This is a genomic window from Achromobacter sp. UMC46, from assembly GCF_014170335.1.
Lineage (GTDB): Bacteria > Pseudomonadota > Gammaproteobacteria > Burkholderiales > Burkholderiaceae_B > Achromobacter.
The window spans coordinates 1-16767 of record NZ_LZZS01000025.1 but is presented as its reverse complement, the minus strand read 5'-3'; the positions used below and the strand labels follow the sequence as shown (position 1 = coordinate 16767).

The 16767-nt window shown below is 64.6% G+C and carries 21 protein-coding genes; 14 read left to right on the top strand and 7 right to left on the bottom strand.

What is annotated here, in order from left to right; all coding sequences use genetic code 11:
• Positions 1 to 60 precede the first annotated feature (60 nt).
• On the top strand, positions 61 to 495 hold the full coding sequence (locus tag A9973_RS18190) for a GNAT family acetyltransferase (protein ID WP_183015123.1): 435 nt from the start codon (positions 61 to 63) through the stop codon (positions 493 to 495).
• A gap of 56 nt (positions 496 to 551) precedes the next feature.
• On the opposite strand, the gene A9973_RS18185 is transcribed toward A9973_RS18190, so the two are convergent.
• A complete protein-coding gene (locus A9973_RS18185; protein ID WP_183015122.1) occupies positions 552 to 1505 on the bottom strand; it encodes a succinylglutamate desuccinylase/aspartoacylase family protein in 954 nt (317 codons plus the stop codon).
• A gap of 190 nt (positions 1506 to 1695) precedes the next feature.
• Here A9973_RS18185 and A9973_RS18180 point away from each other — a divergent pair, with 190 nt between their 5' ends.
• The 3 genes from A9973_RS18180 to A9973_RS18170 all read left to right on the top strand — a co-directional run bounded on the left by A9973_RS18180 (position 1696) and on the right by A9973_RS18170 (position 3819).
• Positions 1696 to 2574, top strand: a complete 879-nt coding sequence (locus tag A9973_RS18180) for a MurR/RpiR family transcriptional regulator (protein ID WP_183015121.1) — start codon at positions 1696 to 1698, stop codon at positions 2572 to 2574.
• A gap of 203 nt (positions 2575 to 2777) precedes the next feature.
• Positions 2778 to 3032 carry a hypothetical protein gene (locus tag A9973_RS18175; protein ID WP_183015120.1) on the top strand — a complete coding sequence of 85 codons (255 nt, stop codon included), beginning with the start codon at positions 2778 to 2780 and terminating at the stop codon, positions 3030 to 3032.
• Positions 3033 to 3225: 193 nt separating this feature from the next.
• The gene (locus A9973_RS18170; RefSeq protein WP_183015119.1) at positions 3226 to 3819 is read left to right on the top strand and encodes a YSC84-related protein; all 594 of its coding nucleotides are present in this window, start codon (positions 3226 to 3228) and stop codon (positions 3817 to 3819) included.
• Positions 3820 to 3887: 68 nt separating this feature from the next.
• Here A9973_RS18170 and A9973_RS18165 read toward each other — a convergent pair whose 3' ends face one another.
• Both A9973_RS18165 and A9973_RS18160 read right to left on the bottom strand, forming a co-directional pair.
• Complete coding sequence (locus tag A9973_RS18165; protein ID WP_183015118.1) at positions 3888 to 4121, bottom strand: hypothetical protein; 234 nt, start codon at positions 4119 to 4121, stop codon at positions 3888 to 3890.
• A gap of 113 nt (positions 4122 to 4234) precedes the next feature.
• Entirely contained in the window at positions 4235 to 4705 is a 471-nt protein-coding gene (locus A9973_RS18160; RefSeq protein ID WP_006226939.1) for an Lrp/AsnC family transcriptional regulator, read from the bottom strand.
• A gap of 160 nt (positions 4706 to 4865) precedes the next feature.
• Between A9973_RS18160 and A9973_RS18155 the strand changes: the two genes are divergently transcribed.
• From A9973_RS18155 to A9973_RS31385, 6 genes are all read left to right on the top strand, one after another.
• Positions 4866 to 5777 carry a DMT family transporter gene (locus A9973_RS18155; protein ID WP_183015117.1) on the top strand — a complete coding sequence of 304 codons (912 nt, stop codon included), beginning with the start codon at positions 4866 to 4868 and terminating at the stop codon, positions 5775 to 5777.
• Positions 5778 to 5838: 61 nt separating this feature from the next.
• The gene (locus A9973_RS18150; protein WP_183015116.1) at positions 5839 to 6585 is read left to right on the top strand and encodes a sulfite exporter TauE/SafE family protein; all 747 of its coding nucleotides are present in this window, start codon (positions 5839 to 5841) and stop codon (positions 6583 to 6585) included.
• Between the two features lie 55 nt (positions 6586 to 6640).
• The gene (locus A9973_RS18145; protein WP_183015115.1) at positions 6641 to 6865 is read left to right on the top strand and encodes a hypothetical protein; all 225 of its coding nucleotides are present in this window, start codon (positions 6641 to 6643) and stop codon (positions 6863 to 6865) included.
• Between the two features lie 343 nt (positions 6866 to 7208).
• Positions 7209 to 7421, top strand: a complete 213-nt coding sequence (locus tag A9973_RS18140) for a hypothetical protein (RefSeq protein WP_006218759.1) — start codon at positions 7209 to 7211, stop codon at positions 7419 to 7421.
• Positions 7422 to 7568: 147 nt separating this feature from the next.
• Positions 7569 to 8681, top strand: a complete 1113-nt coding sequence (locus tag A9973_RS18135) for an AGE family epimerase/isomerase (RefSeq protein ID WP_183015141.1) — start codon at positions 7569 to 7571, stop codon at positions 8679 to 8681.
• A gap of 102 nt (positions 8682 to 8783) precedes the next feature.
• On the top strand, positions 8784 to 8999 hold the full coding sequence (locus tag A9973_RS31385) for a hypothetical protein (RefSeq protein ID WP_082386981.1): 216 nt from the start codon (positions 8784 to 8786) through the stop codon (positions 8997 to 8999).
• 67 nt (positions 9000 to 9066) lie between these two features.
• Here A9973_RS31385 and A9973_RS18130 read toward each other — a convergent pair whose 3' ends face one another.
• A complete protein-coding gene (locus tag A9973_RS18130) occupies positions 9067 to 10044 on the bottom strand; it encodes a LysR substrate-binding domain-containing protein (RefSeq protein WP_183015114.1) in 978 nt (325 codons plus the stop codon).
• A 122-nt stretch (positions 10045 to 10166) separates the two neighbouring features.
• On the opposite strand from A9973_RS18130, the gene A9973_RS18125 reads away from it, so the two are divergent.
• The 3 genes from A9973_RS18125 to A9973_RS18115 all read left to right on the top strand — a co-directional run bounded on the left by A9973_RS18125 (position 10167) and on the right by A9973_RS18115 (position 12539).
• On the top strand, positions 10167 to 11159 hold the full coding sequence (locus tag A9973_RS18125) for a tripartite tricarboxylate transporter substrate binding protein (RefSeq protein ID WP_183015113.1): 993 nt from the start codon (positions 10167 to 10169) through the stop codon (positions 11157 to 11159).
• 2 nt (positions 11160 to 11161) lie between these two features.
• Positions 11162 to 12040 carry an N-formylglutamate amidohydrolase gene (locus A9973_RS18120; RefSeq protein WP_183015112.1) on the top strand — a complete coding sequence of 293 codons (879 nt, stop codon included), beginning with the start codon at positions 11162 to 11164 and terminating at the stop codon, positions 12038 to 12040.
• Positions 12041 to 12209: 169 nt separating this feature from the next.
• Positions 12210 to 12539 (top strand): hypothetical protein, encoded by a 330-nt coding sequence (locus A9973_RS18115; RefSeq protein ID WP_183015111.1) that lies wholly within the window; start codon positions 12210 to 12212, stop codon positions 12537 to 12539.
• Positions 12540 to 12545: 6 nt separating this feature from the next.
• Here A9973_RS18115 and A9973_RS18110 read toward each other — a convergent pair whose 3' ends face one another.
• Positions 12546 to 13388 (bottom strand): LysR family transcriptional regulator, encoded by an 843-nt coding sequence (locus A9973_RS18110; protein ID WP_183015110.1) that lies wholly within the window; start codon positions 13386 to 13388, stop codon positions 12546 to 12548.
• A gap of 115 nt (positions 13389 to 13503) precedes the next feature.
• Here A9973_RS18110 and A9973_RS18105 point away from each other — a divergent pair, with 115 nt between their 5' ends.
• Positions 13504 to 14487, top strand: coding sequence for a bile acid:sodium symporter family protein (locus A9973_RS18105; RefSeq protein WP_183015109.1), 984 nt, complete (start codon positions 13504 to 13506; stop codon positions 14485 to 14487).
• Between the two features lie 15 nt (positions 14488 to 14502).
• Here A9973_RS18105 and A9973_RS18100 read toward each other — a convergent pair whose 3' ends face one another.
• Entirely contained in the window at positions 14503 to 14889 is a 387-nt protein-coding gene (locus A9973_RS18100) for a Rieske (2Fe-2S) protein (protein WP_183015108.1), read from the bottom strand.
• Positions 14890 to 14940: 51 nt separating this feature from the next.
• The gene (locus A9973_RS18095; RefSeq protein WP_183015107.1) at positions 14941 to 16746 is read right to left on the bottom strand and encodes an ABC transporter ATP-binding protein/permease; all 1806 of its coding nucleotides are present in this window, start codon (positions 16744 to 16746) and stop codon (positions 14941 to 14943) included.
• Between the last annotated feature and the right edge of the window lie 21 nt (positions 16747 to 16767).

Sequence of the window (16767 nt, the reverse complement as noted above, 5' to 3'; positions counted from 1 at the left end):
TCCATTCCGTCCGCGAGGCGTATCGCCAGGCCTTCGTACCCTTTGTCCAAGGAACGAAGCATGACCCAACAAGCCCTTTCCATCCGGCCCTACCATCCCGCCGACGAGGCTGCCATCGTCCAGCTATGGCGCGATTGCGGCCTGACCCGGCCGTGGAACGATCCGGTGAAGGACATCGCCCGCAAGCTCACCGTGCAATCTGACCTGTTTCTGGTGGGCGAGGCGCAGGGCGCCATCGTCGGTACGCTGATGGGCGGCTATGACGGCCATCGCGGATGGATCAACTATCTTGCCGTGTCGCCCGAACATCAGCGGCGGGGCTACGCCACCGTGCTGATGCGCGCCGTGGAGCGTAAGTTGCTGGAAATGGGGTGCCCCAAGATCAATCTGCTGATCCGCACGGGCAACGTCGCCGTGCAGGGCTTTTACGAATCGCTGGGCTTCTCGTGCGACGAGGTGGTCAGTCTGGGCAAGCGCCTGATCCCGGATCTATGAATAGGGCAGATCCGGCACGGAGATGTGCCGGATCTGTTCGCGCGTTGCGGTAGCGCTTAGATCGCGACCGTCAGATAGACGGCTTCGCGGCCGACGATCGGCATGCGGGTCGGCATGAAGATCGTGCAGTGGTCGCACGGCGAGCGGATCTCTTCGGTGCCGTTCGTGGCGATGAGCTCGTCCTTGTTGAAGGTCTCGAAGCCGATGACCGGGCGCGTGAAGCGGAAGTCTTCGGACTTCACCATATGGACTTCCAGCAAGCGGTACCGCTGCGGAGCCGGGGGCGGCGTGGCGTCGGCCGGCGCGTCGATCAGGCCCGTGTGCGCCAGGAACCGCAGCGTGACATCGGTCGCCAGTTCAGCGGCGGACTTGGCGAAGTGCTGGCCGCATTCCACCACCAGCGAACCGCCGCTGTCGGACAGTGGATCACCGTGGTGGCCGTAGCCCATGACGCCTGTGCCGGGGAATTTGTGCTGGGGCATGACCAGGTGCACCAGTGGCGCGCCGACGGCGGCGGCCAATGCCGTGTTGCGGTCCATTTCGTTGTAGACCCAGAAGGGCTGCACCGGGGCACGCGTCGAGTGGATGTCCAGCACGAAGTCGGCGGCGTCCAGCACCGGGCGCAGTTCGCGGGCGCGGCGCAGTTCAGGGCTGTCTTCCGTGCCGTCCAGCATGGCGGCCGACCAGATGCGATTCAGGTTGTGGACGAGCTGGCGGTTTTCGTAGGGCTGGTCGATGTCGAAGGCCTCGTAGGCTTCGACGTGGGCGAAGCTGACCGTCAGCGTGCCGATCTTGGGCCGCACGCCGGTGTCCAGCAGATGGGTGGCGGCGACCATGCCACAGATCTCGTTGCCGTGCGTGATCGCGTTGATCAGCACGTGCGGTCCGGGCACGCCGGACTCGAAGCGGTGGACGTAAGGGATGCCGGTGTTGCCCTGCCGGTAGGCCGAGAGGTCGCGGGGCAGGACTTCGAGGGGGGCGGTGTCGGGTTCGAAAGCAGGATTTTGCATGGGATGGGTGTTGCGGGGTCTGGTTTTCGGGCGGGGGGCAGGGCGCCGGCCTTTAAGACGCTCTCTTGTGGTGGCGGTCGGATTGGTCTATTTTGCAATATATATTGCATATATAAATATAAGATGCAATGAACGTTGTGGAATTTGGGGTTATCACCTAGAACCGCTCCTTCGCGGAATCGCTGCCATCATGAATCTGAACCAACGCATCGCCACTTACGCCAAGAAACTCAGCAGGATGGAAACCCTGCTGGTCGAGGAAATGCAGGCGCGTTACCCGCAAAGCCTGCTGGAATCGGCGACCGCATTGGCCAAACGCGTAGGCACCAGCGCGTCCACGGTCGTTCGCTTGCTGGCCAAGCTGGGATACGGCAGCTATGCGCAGGCGCAGATGGAGGCGCGCGCGGAAGTGACGGCGCGGCTGGCTTCGCCGGGCGAACGCGCCGATGCGGTCAGTGGCGACAACCCGTCCGCGCGGGCATGCCTGCACAACGCGCTGCTGCATGACCAGCACAACCTGCAAGAGACGTTCGCGGCGATCGATGTGGGCGCGTTCGAAGCCGCCGTGCGCCTGCTGACACAGCGCAAGAGCCGCGTGCATGTGCTGGGCTTGCGGCAGGCGGCGCCATTGGCCAGCCATGTGGCGCTGTACTTGAACCTGTGCCTGCCGTCGGTCCGGCCGATGGGCGGGGCGGGGCCGATGTTCCTGGAAGACCAATTGCTGTGGATCGACGCGGATGATGTGCTGCTGGCGTTCACGTTCAGGCGGTATTCCGTCGCGACGGCGAATGCGGTGCAGGTTTTCAGGCAGCGCGGTGGCAAGGTCGTGCTGATCACCGATGCGGCATCGGCGCCGGCGGCGGCGCAGGCACACCATGTGCTGATCGCACGCAGTTCCAGCGCGTCGCCATTCGATTCCTATACCGCGGCGTTTTCGGTGTGCAACGCGTTGCTGGCCGCTGTCGCCCAGCGCCGCCGTAAAGCGCTGGGCGCGGCGTTGGAGCGGGGGGAGGACCTGTGGGCGTCGAAGTGGATCCGGCCGCAGGGCGAAGAGGCGGCGCAGAAGTAGGCTGGTCGCGCATCGTTTTCGGCAATCCGGAAAAAAGGCCGGTCGGCGTCGAAAAGGCCCGATTTCGCCCGTTTTTTGTCCGCCGCAAGATGCGTCTGCACTACCTCGGTTAGTACGCCATAACCCGTTGAAAGGACTGCTTTTCAAGCGCTTTTTTTTTTGGCATATTGCGCCCGGACGCATTCGATTCAGGAGCAATAAGCATGAGCGCGTGGCCGCAGCGCCATATCGATGGCTTTCAAGTGGGTTGCGAGATCGTGAGTCTGGACGCGGGCGTTCTGGCCATCGAAGTGACGGTCCGGCGCGCGGGCGCCGGTGATTTCCAACAGCGCTGGTCGCTGCCCCGATTCGTGACGTTCGCGGATGCGGGGGTGGCCAGGCGCCACGCCGAACTGGTGCTCTCGGGGATTGTTTCGGTGGACCAGGCGACGGGCGAGCCTCGTTATGGCATTCTATAAGGGCGCGGACCGGGGTAATTGCCCTACCAAATGTGTTCAAGATCCGGTAAGGAAAGCCCAGTAGCAAGGCCCGCGTCAAGCATCAGGAAGGCGGCATCTGGTAGGTTTTGTTTCGTTTATCACAATCGCGTGCCGTATACCGGTGGGTTTGGCCGGTACAGTGGTAGCGGATGACAACAAAAAGGAGAGTTCCATGTTTGATACTTTTCCTGTCCTGCGTCGTGTTGGCCTGGCGGCCGCGACCATCGGTGTAGCGAGTCTGCTGTTCGCAGGCTGCTCCACCACCAGCCCCAAAGACTCCGCGACCTCAGCGGAGAAGCGCGAGTCGATGAACAGCGCGGCCAACGCTACGTTGACCAAGCTGTACGAGGCCTCGCCACAATCCAAGGAATTGGTGGCGCGCGCCAGGGGCGTACTGGTGTTTCCTGACGTGCTGAGCGGCAGCTTCATCGTGGGTGCCGAGCACGGCAATGGCGTGCTGCGGGTCGGCGGCGCCAATTCGGGTTACTACAGCACGACCGCGGGTTCCGTCGGCTTCCAGGCCGGCGCGCAATCCAAGGCCATGGTCCTGCTCTTCATGACGGACGATGCGCTGAACAAGTTCCGCAACAGCAGCGGCTGGACCGTGGGCGCCGATGCGACGGTGGCGGTCGTGAACGTGGGCGCGAACGGCCGCATCGATACCAATACGGCGCAGCAGCCCGTTGTCGGTTTCGTGATGAACAACGGCGGCCTGATGGCTGGCGTGTCGCTGGCCGGCACCAAGATCTCCAAGCTCAACTGGTAAGCGCGTAGCACTACAAACAAAACGCCGCGGAAAGCGCTCCGCGGCGTTTTGTATTTGGGGCGGCGGCTTCAGCCGAGCAGGGTGTCGCCGTTGTTGCGCACGGCGCTTTCGCGTTGCATTTCGGCTTCTTCGATTTTCGGGTCCAGGCCGCGCCAGCGCACGATGTGGCCGCGCTCTTGCTCGGGTTCCCAACCCAGCATGCCGTAGCGCGTGATTTCAGTTTCGCCTGTGTCGAATTCCACTTCAAAGTAGCCCTGACGATCGGGTAGCGTGCCGCCGGGGAACCATTCAGTTTCGGGCATGGTTTGCTCCTTGCTAAGCGATGGGAGGGATGCCGGCATGACTGCGGCCGACGCGCCCATTGTGCGGGCGCAGGCGGCATCCCGCAAGTTTCCGAAAGCGTCGCGCCGTATCGTCAGGCGAGCGGGACGGCGGTGGTGTACAGCACCTGCTTCAATGCGAAGCTTGAGCGGATGCTGGCGACGCCCGGGATGCGCGTGATGTGTTCGACGATCAGGCGTTCCAGCGCGTCCACGTCCGGCACCAGGGCGCGGATCAGGTAGTCGGCGTCGCCCGACATCAGATAGCACTCCATGATTTCCGGCAGGACGGCGATTTCGCGTTCGAAGACGTCCAGGGCGGCCTTGCGCTGCTTGTCCAGCGAGATCTGGATGAACACGTTGACCTTCAGGCCCAGCTTGCGCGCGTTCAGCAAGGTGACGCGGCGGTCGATCAGGCCCTCGGTTTCGAGGCGGCGGACGCGTGCCAGGCAGGGCGAGGCCGACAGGTTCACGCGGGCGGCAAGCTCGACGTTGGTCAGGCGCGCGTCGCGCTGGAGTTCGTTCAGAATTCGGATGTCAGTGGCATCCAGGTTAATTTCCGGCATAAGTCACCTAGCTGTTATCGATATGCAGTTCTGTTGTGCTGCAAATGTAGTTTATCGAAGTGAATTGAGGTGAAAAATGCCGGGGTTTACCCTATAGACTATTTCTTCCTTTGGTCAGTCGGCCAAAGTGCAGAATAATCAAGCGGTAGATCGAGCAGTAATGAGTCAGCAGAGCGCGTTGCGCAAGTTTTTGCCATTGATCGGTGCGGTCATGGTCTGGGGCGGGAATTGGCCGGTCATGAAGTTGGGCCTGGCGCACATGAGTCCGCTTTGGCTGGCGGCCAGCCGATTCGGGTCGGCGGCGCTGATCAGCGTGCTGGTGCTGGGCGCGATGGGGCGCTTGCGATTGCCGACGCGCCAGGAATGGCCATTGGTGGCGGGCGTGGCGCTGCTGCAGATGGGGGCTTTCACGGCGCTGGCGCTGTGGGCCCTGCAGTACGTGGCGCCCGGGCGCGCGTCCGTCATCGCCTACGCGACCTCGATCTGGGTGATCCCGTTGTCGGCGCTGATCCTGAAAGAGCGCCTGTCGGCGGGGCAATGGCTGGCGACGGCGTTGAGCTATGCGGGCATCGGCGTGATCGTCGCACCTGCGTTCAGTCCATGGCAGGCGCATACGGTGATCGGCCTGGCCATGTTGCTGGGCGCCTCGTTCGCGTGGGCCTGCAACATCATCCAGCTGCGCGGCAATCGCCATGTGCGCCTGGGCGCGGACATGATCCCGTGGCAAACCGCTATCGCCACCGTGCCGTTGGCCGCGCTGGCGTGGATGCGTGACGGTGCACCGGACTTTCTGGCGGTGCCTGAGGCCTGGCCCATCATCTTTTACACCGGCCCGCTGGCCACGGCGCTGACCTTCATCGTCGTGCTGGGCATGACGCAGAAGATGCCGCCTGCCGCCACGTCCATCGCGATGCTGTGCGTGCCGGTGATCGGCCTCATCGTGTCGTCGGTGGTGTTCCACGAGCGCATGTCGGCCGACCTGGTGCTGGGCCTGTCGCTGATCGGCGCGAGCGTGGCGGCCTCCGCCGTGGCCGCGCGATTCAAGCGCCCGATGGTGCTGCGTCCTTCGTAGAACGCTCTAGAATGGCTGGCGCCGGGGAGGGCCCGGCACGTCATCCGGATGCTGGGCTGAAATGGATTCGCTATATGTGCTGGTCGTGGTGGGCGCCATGGCCGCGGGGTTTGTGCAGGGCCTGTCGGGTTTCGGGTTCGGGATGGTGGCCATGTCGTTCTGGGCGTGGACCATCGACCCCAGGCTGGCGGCCGCGATGGCGGTGTTCGGTTCCCTGACCGGGCAATTGCTGGCTGCCTTCACGGTGCGGCGCGGTTTCGCGATGACGCATCTGTTGCCCTTCATCGTGGGCGGCCTTGCGGGGATACCGCTGGGCGTGATGCTGTTGCCGCATCTGGAACCGTTGATATTCAAGGCGTTCATCGGCGGACTGCTGGGGATCTGGTGCCCGATCATGCTGTTTGCGACACGGCTGCCGCGGATCACCGCGGGCGGCAAGGTGGCGGACGGCGTGGCGGGCGCGGTGGGCGGCATCATGGGCGGCATCGGCGGGTTCACCGGCGTCATCCCGACGTTGTGGTGCACGTTGCGAGGCTTCGACCGCGACGTGCAGCGCTCCGTGATCCAGAACTTCAATTTGTCCATGCTGGCGGTGACGATGGCCACCTATGTGTTCACGGGCGTGGTGACGCGCGACATGCTGCCGATGTTCGCCATGATCGTGCCCGCGATGCTGGTGCCCACGCTGCTGGGGGCGCGCTTGTACGTGGGCATCAGCGATCTTGCGTTCCGCCGGATCGTGCTGGGTCTGCTGACGCTTTCCGGCATCGCGCTGCTGGCGTCGTCGGTCCCCAAGCTGCTGGCGTAGCCGAGAGCGGCGCGGCCGGCATGCTATCGTTGAGGGATTCAAGAGAGAATCACGCATGGCATTGCATCGTTTCCAGAAGGGCGAACTAGGTCATTGGCTGCGGCTTGTTTCAGACAGCGCCGAGGCCGGCACCGCAGAAGCCGACGTGCCCAAGCACGTCGCAGAGGCGCTGGTCACCCTGCGCTGCATTCAGGCCGGTGAAGACGGCCGCTGGATGATCACCGAAAAGGGCAAGCTCGCCCTGCGCATGGAAGAGCCGGGCGCGATACACGTGCGTTGACCGGCACCGCGCCGGCGTGGCTTGGCAGCCGCAGCATTGCTGGTCCAGCTGCAAATCAATCATCCCCGCATCACGGCTTCTTGAGCCCCCGCTGCCCAAATATCCGCAAAGTTTGCGAATGTTTTCGCTGTATGTCGCGAGTTCACGTGCATTGGCGGCGCAGTACGGGAATCTCCTGAGACTGAATGTTCGATTTGGCATCTTCCGGACGTATCGCACATGCTGCGTCGCCAGTAAGATGAACTTGCGTGACGCTTTCAGGTCTATTTATTTATGCGGGATTTCTGCTCCCGCCACGTCACGCGTGGTTCACGCGTTTAGGTAACCGACTGGGAGGTAGCACATGCAGCATCGTGACCAGGAAGTACTGATCGACGTTTCCACAGCGGCCATGGATACCGGCGGATATGGCGTTTTGCTGACGGTAACGGCCGAGGGCGGCACCGAAGTGGATGCCGCATTTTCCCACTTGGGCAACTGCGCTTCGTTGGACGAAGCACGTGATCGCGCGGAAATTTTCGCGCAGAACTGGGTTGAGGAAAATATCTTCCGATAGGGCAATCGCCCTGGGCGAAGCGAAGCGGTTAAACCGGTCTGTGTGCGCATGACGCTGCGGAGAATGCTCGACAGTTTGCGACGAAAATTTCGGTTATCGTTGCGGCTCCAAAACCTGGGGCCCTATTCGGGCATGCGTCGTTCCAAGATGACTGCCGCACAGACCAACCACTCTCTCGCGCAGCATATCCGCGCATTGCGCGAACATTTCGATCGCGTCATCCTGCCCCTGTGGATGGGCCAGGGCTTCAATGACGCAACCGGTCTGCCTTATGAATCGCTGGATGCCGCGACGGGCGCGCCGCTTCCGCCGCAGCGCTATCGCGCGATGGCATGCGCGCGCCAGCTGTACGTGTTTTCTCAGGCGCCGGGCGTGGCTGCCGGCCAGCATGCCGACCGCTTGTTCGCATCGTTGCGCCGCGTGTTCCGCGACGAGGCGCACGGCGGCTGGCGATACAGCGTGGACGCCAATGCGCGTCCGCTGGACGAAACCCAGGATCTGTACACGCACGCGTTCATCGTGTTGGCTTCCGCTGCTTATTTTCAGCGCAGCCGCCACGCCGATGCGCGCAAGCTCATGCTGGCGACGGCCGCGACGATCGAGTCGCGCTTCAAGACCCGCGATGGGCTATACCACGCTGCGCTGAGCCCGGACTTGAGCCAGCCGCTGCGCCCGCCCGCGCAGAATCCCATGATGCATCTGACCGAGGCGTATCTGGCTGCGGCCCAGGTGGCCGAGCCTGCGCTGTTCGCGCAGCATTTGCGCAGCCTGGCGCAGGGGATCACCCAGTTCTTCGTGCATGCGCCCACCCAGTGCATTTCGGAAGCGTTGCAGGGCACCGCCGGCAATCGGCTTGAGCCCGGGCATCAGTTCGAGTGGCTGTCGCTGGTGCAGGGCGCGGCAGAAGTCTTCGATGGTCTGGATTTGGTGGAATCGTTGCCGCGCGGTGTGCAGTGGTCCCGCAAGCATGGCGTGGATGCGGGGGGGCCGGGCGTGCTGGCGTCGTTGGACGAATCGGGCGCCGTCATCGACGACACGCGGCGCATCTGGGCGCAGACTGAATACCTGCGGACCCTGGCGGTGCTGGGCGATTGGCCCGCGCTGACGGTGGGATTGGCCGATTTCCGAGCACGTTTTCTGCACGACGGGGGCTGGTTCGAGTGTCTGGACGTAAGCGGGGCGGTGGTGCGGGCCGACATGCCGTCGACCTCTCCGTACCACCTGGCGACCTGTCTGGCAGCCTTGCCCGACGTTGTTTAATTGCGGCGTTAACAATTATTGTCGTTCTGCTGTCATGATTTGATAGAAAAACATTGGTGAAATCCCTTACAATTTGCTAACACTGTTTGTGGGGAAGCATCAATGAGCGTTATGTGCTTGGCTTGCCAACGCATTAACCCGGGGCTGTCAGGCGTTGCGCCGCATTCGCACCTGGGACATCAAGGTTTCACCAATCCGACCCAGAAAGGGCGTGAGGAAAGCCGTGAAGACCATTTCCGCTGCCTGAGTTGCGGGGCGAAATGGTTGCGTGAAACCGATAAGTGGGGCGTGGACCTGGGCTTCAAGCTGGCCCCTTGAGTCGCGTTGCGTTGCCGCAAGGAAATTGGGCCTCTGAAAAGAGGCCCATTTTATTTTGAAATGATTTTCAGGCTTGGTCTGAAACACCATGCTTCCATTCAGCTTGGTCCCTAGGGGCGGAGCTGGCCGCCGTCACAGCGAGGTCGGCGCGGGCGGTCTGCAGCAGCCATTGGCGAAAGCAGGCCAGCGCGTAGTGGTCACGGCGCTGGGCCGGTGCGCACAGGTGGTAGCCGCGGCTTAGCCGGATGGCCAGGTCGGGGAAGGGCGCGGCCACGCGGCCGGACTGGAGCTCGTCTTGCACGAGGCAACGCTGCAGTACCGCGATCCCCATGTCGGCCATGACGGCGCGGACCAGGATGGACACCTGGTCGAATCCATTGAACAGCGTGACCGCGTCGGTTGCCACGCCGGCTGCGGCGAACCATTTCGCCCAGTTGTCCTTGCTGTTCGAGTGATACAGCAACGGTTCTTCAAGCAAGCCGTGGGGGGTTGTCCATCGTCCTTGCGCCTGCCGTGCCGCGAGTCGTCCGGGCTCGCAGATGACGACTACGTCGCGGCCGAACAGGTAGTCGGCCTGGCAACCCGGCCATTGCTCGGGCGTGCCGAACAGGATGCTGGCGTCAGGCGTGGCTCCCGAGAAATCCTCGTGGCGGCGATACGCGGCGAAAGTGAGCTGGATATCGGGGTGACGTCGATGAAAGTCGGGTAAGTGGGGTACCAGCCAGGTGCTGGCGAGCGTCGGGACGGTAGATAGCGTGAGGCGCAGCCGACGGTCGTCCGCGCGCAACTCCGTGCTGAGCGCCTCGATGAGGTGAAGCGGCGCTTGAGCCCCTTCGTATAGGCGGCGCCCAGTATCGGTCAAGGTCAGTCCATGCGCGTTCCGATGCATTAGCGGCTGGCCGAAATGCGCTTCCAGGCGGGAGATGGCGCGGCTGATGGCGCCCTGGGTCACGCACAGCGTCTGTGCGGCTTGGGTGAAGCTGCCAAGGCGCGCTGCCGTGATGAAGGCATGCAGCTCGGACATGGACGGCGAGTGCAGGCGCATTGAGCATGATCTTTGGTAATGAAGGAATGCAATATAGTCGTTTGAAAGGCGATCGTAAAGTTTGGACACTGGCGGCCGTATCTGCAAACCCACAACGACATTTCAATTTTCGGAGTCGCCCCATGTCCCGCCGCCAGTTGGGCCGGTCCGCGCGTTTCGCGCTTGCCGGCATGTTCGCCACCCTGTCCTTCGCCGGTTTTGCCCAAGCCGCCGACTATCCTTCCCGTCCCATCAAGCTGGTGGTGCCGTTCGCCGCGGGCGGTTCGACCGACATCGTCGCCCGCCTGGTGGCGGAGTACGCCGGGCGCGACCTGAAGCAGACCATCGTCGTCGAGAATAAGGCGGGCGCCGGCGGTTCGATGGGCATGGAGCAAGTGGCGCGTTCCACGCCGGACGGCTACACGATCGGCATGGCCACGATGAGCACGCACGGCTCGAACCCGGCCGTGTACCGCAAGATGAACTACGACCCGGTGAAGGATTTCGTGCCGGTGGCCAATGTGGTGGCCGTGCCCAGCATCTTCGCGATCAACCCGAACCTGCCGGCCAAGAACATGGCCGAATTCGTGGCGCTGGCAAAGGGCGCACCGGCCGACCGCTACAGCTTCGCGTCCCCGGGCGTGGGCTCGCTGGGCCACGTGAACATCGAGAACTTCATGATGCTGTCCGGCATCAAGCTGCTGCACGTGCCGTACCGCGGCGCGGGCCCGGCCCTGAACGACGTGATGGGCGGGCAGGTGGATGCGATCACCGACAACCTGTCGTCGACCTTGCCGCAGGTGCTGGGCGGCAAGCTGCGTCCGTTGGCTGTGCTGGGGGCCGAGCGTTCACCGCTGCTGCCCGACGTGCCTACCTACATCGAGCTGGGCTATCCCGACATGGGCACGGGCGGCTGGTTCGGCCTGGTGGCGCCGGCAGGCACGCCGCCCGAAGTGGTCGACCGCTTGAACCAGGCTGTGCGCGCCGCGATGAAGGACCCCGAGTTCCGCAAGAAGGCCGAGGACGTGGGTGGTACGCTGATGCCGACGACCCCGCAAGAGTTCCAGGTCCAGATCGAACAGGCCCTGGCCCGCTACGCCAAGGTGGCCAAGGCCGCCAACATCCAGGCTGACTGACGATGAGAAACGCCGACTTCAACGCGGTTTCCGTGCATGAACCCCAAGGGCCGGCGTTGCCGCTGGTCTGTGATTCGCCCCATAGCGGCGAACGCTACCCCGAAGACTTCGGGGCGGCCGCGACGCGTTCGCAGCTGCGCCAGGGCGAAGACACGCACGTGGATGCGTTGTGGTCGGCGGCGCCCGCATTGGGCGCCACGCTGATCGCGGCGAACTTCCCGCGCGTGTACATCGACCCGAACCGGACTTTGCAGGACCTGGACCCGGAGCTGTTGGCCGAGCCTTGGCCCGAACCGCTGGAACCGGGCGAGAAGACCCGGTTGGGCAAGGGCCTGATCTGGCGCCGGATGGACAAGGCCACGCCGATCTATGACCGCAAGCTGACGCTGGACGAAGTGCGGCACCGCATCCAGGCGTATTACGAGCCCTACCATGCGGCCCTGTCGCAGGCGATCGGCCGGGTCGAGCAGCGTTTTGGCGCCGTCTGGCACTTGAACCTGCATTCGATGCCCAACGACGCCTACGAGCGCCTGGGCCGCCAGAGCGAACATCCGCTGGCGGACTTCGTGCTGGGCGACCGGGACGGCACGACCTGCGAGCCCGAGTTCATCGCGCTGATCGAGAAGGCCCTGCGCGATCTGGGCTACACGGTGGCGCGCAACGATCCCTACAAGGGCGTGCAACTGATCGCGCAGATCGGGCAGCCGGCGTTGAACCGGCACAGCCTGCAAGTGGAGATCCGGCGCCCGTTGTACATGGACGAGGCCACGCGCGAGCGCAACGCGGGCTTTGAACTGCTGCGCGGCCATCTTTCGCAAGTGCTGGAACAGGTGGCGGATTATGTGCGCGTGCGCATGAACGCCGTCACGTCGACAAAATAGAGTCGCGTGTGTGATTGCGGGTGTAATCGCGGGCGTATACACGGGTACGAGGCCGGGGTTGATGCAGATCAATTCCGGATTTCCATCGGGTTCTTAAGTTTTCTTATCGCCGGCCGTTGTCGCTAACAACGAGCTGCGCCGCCTTTGGCTGCGGCGATAGGGAACCGTAATGCTAGAGAAGACGATCAACGGATTTTCGGTGGTGGCGTACGCGACGCAACCCGAGGGCCGCACGCCCGCGCGCGCGTTCCTGGAGACAAGGCGCCTTGCGCCCAAGGCCAAGCCCGCGGAGGCGGGTACGGACGCGAACGCCGCCGGGACGCCGCCCGCCGATTTGGATACAGACACGGACGCGGACAAGCCCGAAGGCCAGCCCTTCGAGATCTTCGTCAGCCGGCGTTTCCGCAGCGCGATCGAAGCCATGTCGGCGGCGCGCAACGCGTTGGACCGCGTGAAAAGCGTGGACGAGGACGGCGTGCCGGACCACCTGCCGGAGTAGCGCGCATCACGTTAACGTGCTGCGCATCAGGATCTCGGCCAGCGCGCGCGTCGGCTTGTTGGGGGCGGGGGCAGCGATGACGATGAATTCCACTTGCGGCAAGGCCGGCAAGTGGGCGGCCGCGGCGGGCGCCGCCAAGCCAGCCGTGGACAGATGGGAAGGCTGCACCGTGATGCCCAGGCCGGCGCGGGCGGCGGCCTGACAGCCGGCGTAGCTGGTGCTGGTGCAGACGATCTGCCAGCTGCGGCCGGCACGCGCCAGTGCATCCAGCGTCAGCGTGCGCGTCACGCTGGGTTCGCGCAGCAGGATCAGCGGCAGCGGTTCATCGGCGGCGATGCGCAAGCCTTCCTTGGCCCGCCACAGCAGGGCCTCCTTGTGCAGGGTCTGGCCCCGGCGGTCGCCGCGGCGGCGCTTGCCGATCATCACATCCAGCCCGTTGTCGTCCAGCAGCTTGTAGAGCTCGCTGGTGACGCCGATGGTCAGGTCCAGTTCCACTTCGGGATGGGCCAGGCGGAAGGCGGCCAGCACGTCGGGCAGCGGCCCCATTGCCAGATCGTCAGACGTTCCCAGGCGGACGCGGCCGCGCAGGCGGGGCGCATCGAACAGCCGTTCGGCCCGTTCATGGGCGTCCAGGATGATTTCCGCGTGCACCAGCAGGCTGCGGCCGTCGCTGGTCAACGCGAGCGAATGCGTGTCGCGCAGGAACAGGCGGCGGTTGACGGCCTGCTCCAGCTGCCGGACGTGTTCGCTGACGGTGGGCTGGGTCAGGCCCAGGCGGCGCGCGGCTTCGGTGAAACTGGGCGCGGCGGCGGCGGCGGCAAAGGTCTTGAGCCACAGGGGATTAAGCATGGCGGCGAAAGTTTGTCATGGGATTTTCCGATAACAGTTAAAGTAATCAGTGGGCTTCACGATGGCAAGAGGGGCGCCTATAGTTTTCCGCAACTACCCGGAAAACCTTTTCGCCATGCGCCGCTTCCTGCCTGACTCCTTCACGCTCACCCTGATCGCCACCGTGGTCTTCGCCAGCTTCTTCCCTGCAGTGGGCAAGGGCGCGTCGTTCATGATGGTGGCCAGCAACGTGGCCATTTCGCTGCTGTTCTTCCTGCACGGCGCGCGCCTGTCCACCGACGCCATCGTGGCGGGCGTGAAGGATGTGCGCCTGCACGCGATGATCCTGGCCTGCACCTTCATCCTGTTTCCGGCGCTGGGCCTGGGGCTGCGGGCGCTGTTCCCCGGCCTGCTGACGCCGTCGTTGTGGTTGGGCGTGCTGTTCGTCTGCACCCTGTCTTCCACCGTGCAGTCGTCCATCGCGTTCACGTCCATGGCGCGCGGCAACGTGCCCGGCGCCATTTGCGCGGCGACGGCATCGAATCTGCTGGGTACCGTGCTGACGCCGTTGCTGGTGGCCGTGCTGCTGCATCGCCAGGGCGGCGGGCACGGGCTGGCCGATGCCGGCCGCATCCTGCTGCAGCTGCTGCTGCCGTTCGCGGTGGGCAGCCTGCTGCGGCCGTGGATCGGCGCGTGGGCCCAGCGCAACAACCGCGCCTTGTCCAAGGTTGACCGCAGCTCGATCCTGCTGGCTGTCTACACGGCGTTCAGCGAAGCCGTGGCGCAGGGCATCTGGCACGCGTTTCCCGCGATCGACCTGGCCACGATGGTGCTGGTGAATGCGCTGTTGCTGGGGGCGGTGCTGTTGATCACGACGTGGGGCAGCCGCAAGCTGGGCCTGGCCAAGGAAAACGAGATCACGCTGGTCTTTTGCGGATCGAAGAAGTCGCTGGCCTCGGGCATCCCGCTGGCGGCCGTGCTGTTCGGCACGGCGCAGATGGGGGTGGTGGTGCTGCCGCTGATGATCTTCCACCAGATGCAGCTGATGGTTTGCGCCGTCCTGGCGCGCCGCTATGCGGAACGCGGCGAGCCGGCCCGGGTGGCGGTGGCCGGCGCCTAGGGATGAGCCGCGCCGTCAGGCCGGCTCGTCCAGGGGGCGGATCTTGCCGCTGGGCTGCCAGAACACGTCGCCGTTGCGTTCATCGACGGCAAGCACGGTCAGGCGGCCGTTCTTGCACGGTCCGCCTACGCACAGGCCCGTGTCGGGTTCGTACGTCGCGCCATGGCGCGCGCACATGATCAGGTCGCCGGCCCGGGTGAAGAAGCTGCCTTCCCAGTCGAGTTCGACGCCGACGTGGGCGCAGCGATTCAGGTAGCCGTGGACGCGGTCCTGATAGCGCACGAAGAATGCCGTCGTCCGCCCCGAGTTGTCGGTCACCGGCACTTTCACGCCCAGGCCGCCGTTGACGAGCTCGGCGGCGGCACAGACTCGGACTTCGGGGGCGGCGGAAACATCCTGCATGGTGGGCCTTTTGGGAAAAGGGTGCGATCTTCGGACAGGGCGGCGGGCTTGTCAATCGGCGGGGACGGCGACGGCGCCGTCCTGCTGGCGGGCCCACATGCCGGCGTAGACGCCGCCCTGGGCCAATAGCTGCGGGTGGCGGCCGCGTTCGATGACGCGGCCCTCGGACAGCACGATGATTTCGTCCGCGTCCGCGACCGTGGACAGCCGGTGGGCGATGATCAGCGTGCTGCGGCCCTGGCTGACTTCACGCAGGTTCGCCTGGATTTCGCGTTCGGTGTGGGTGTCCAGCGCGCTGGTGGCTTCGTCGAACAGGAAAATGGCCGGGTTTTTCAAGATCGTCCGCGCAATCGCCACGCGCTGCTTCTCGCCGCCGGACAGCTTCAGGCCGCGCTCGCCCACCATGGTCTGGTAGCCGTCGGGCATCGTCATGATCAGGTTGTGGATGTGCGCCAGCCGGGCGGCAGCTTCGATTTCGGCGTCGGTGGCGCCGGGCCGGCCGTAGCCGATGTTGTAGTGGATGGTGTCGTTGAACAGCACGGTGTCTTGCGGCACCACGCCGATCGCCGCCCGCAGGCTGGCCTGGGTGACGTCGCGCACATCCTGGCCGTCGACGACGATGGCGCCGCTGTCGGCGTCGTAGAAGCGGAACAGCAGGCGGGCGATCGTGGATTTGCCGGCCCCGGACGTGCCCACCACCGCGACCGTCTTGCCGGCCGGGATGGTGAAGCTGACGCCCTTCAGAATGGGGCGGCGCGCGTCGTAGCCGAAATGCACGTCGCGGAATTCGACCTGGCCGCCCGCGATCTGCAGCGGCTGGGCGTCCGGGCGGTCGGCCACTTCGCGGTCCTGGCCCAGCAGTTCGAACATGCGTTCCATGTCGATGATGGCCTGCTTGATCTCGCGGTAGATGAAGCCGAAGAAGCTCAGCGGCTGGTACAGCTGCAGCAGGTAGGTGTTGACCAGGACGAAGTCGCCCAGCGTGTAGCGGCCTTCGGCGATGCCGGTGGCGGCCATCCACATGACCAGCGTCAGGCCGACGGAAATGATCGCGGCCTGGCCTACGTTCAGGATCGACAGGCTGACCTGGCTGCGCACGGCGGCGCGCTCATAGCGGGTCAACGACGCGTCGTAGCGGCGCGCTTCGTGCTCTTCGTTGCCGAAGTATTTGACGGTCTCGTAGTTCAGCAGGCTTTCGATGGCCTTGGTGTTGGCCTCGGAGTCGGTCTCGTTCATCTGCCGCCGGAACTTGGCGCGCCACTCGGTGACGGCAAGCGTATAGGCCATGTACAGGATCACGGTCGCGCCGGTGGCCAGCGCCAGCCAGACGTCGAACATCTTCCAGAGCACGATGCAGACCAGGCCGATTTCAAAGAACGTCGGCAGGATGTTGAACAGCAGGAACGACAGCAGCGTCTGGATGCCCTTGGTGCCGCGTTCGATGGCGCGGGTCAGCCCGCCCGTCTGGCGCGACAGATGGAATCGCAGCGCCAGGGCATGCAGGTGCCGGAAGATCCGCAGGCCGACCGCGCGGATGGCGTGCTGGCCGACCCGGGCGAAGATGGCGTCGCGCAGTTCCGAGAACAGCAGCGAGAGCACGCGCGCGGTGCCGTAGGCCAGGATCAGCCCCAGCGGTACCGTCACGGCGCCGGGGGCGCCCTTGCCCAGTTCGTCGATGGCGTGCTTGTAGATCAGCGGCACATAGACGGTCGCCGCCTTGGCGGCGAACAGACAGAGCAGCGCGGCGACGACGCGCACCTTCAGCCCCGTCCTGCCCGGGGGCCAGAGATAGGGGAAAAGGGTGCGCAGGGTGGAAAAACCGCCGCGGTTCTCGGGCGGCGAGTCAGGGGGATTCATGGCTGGAAAGGGGGAGGGTGC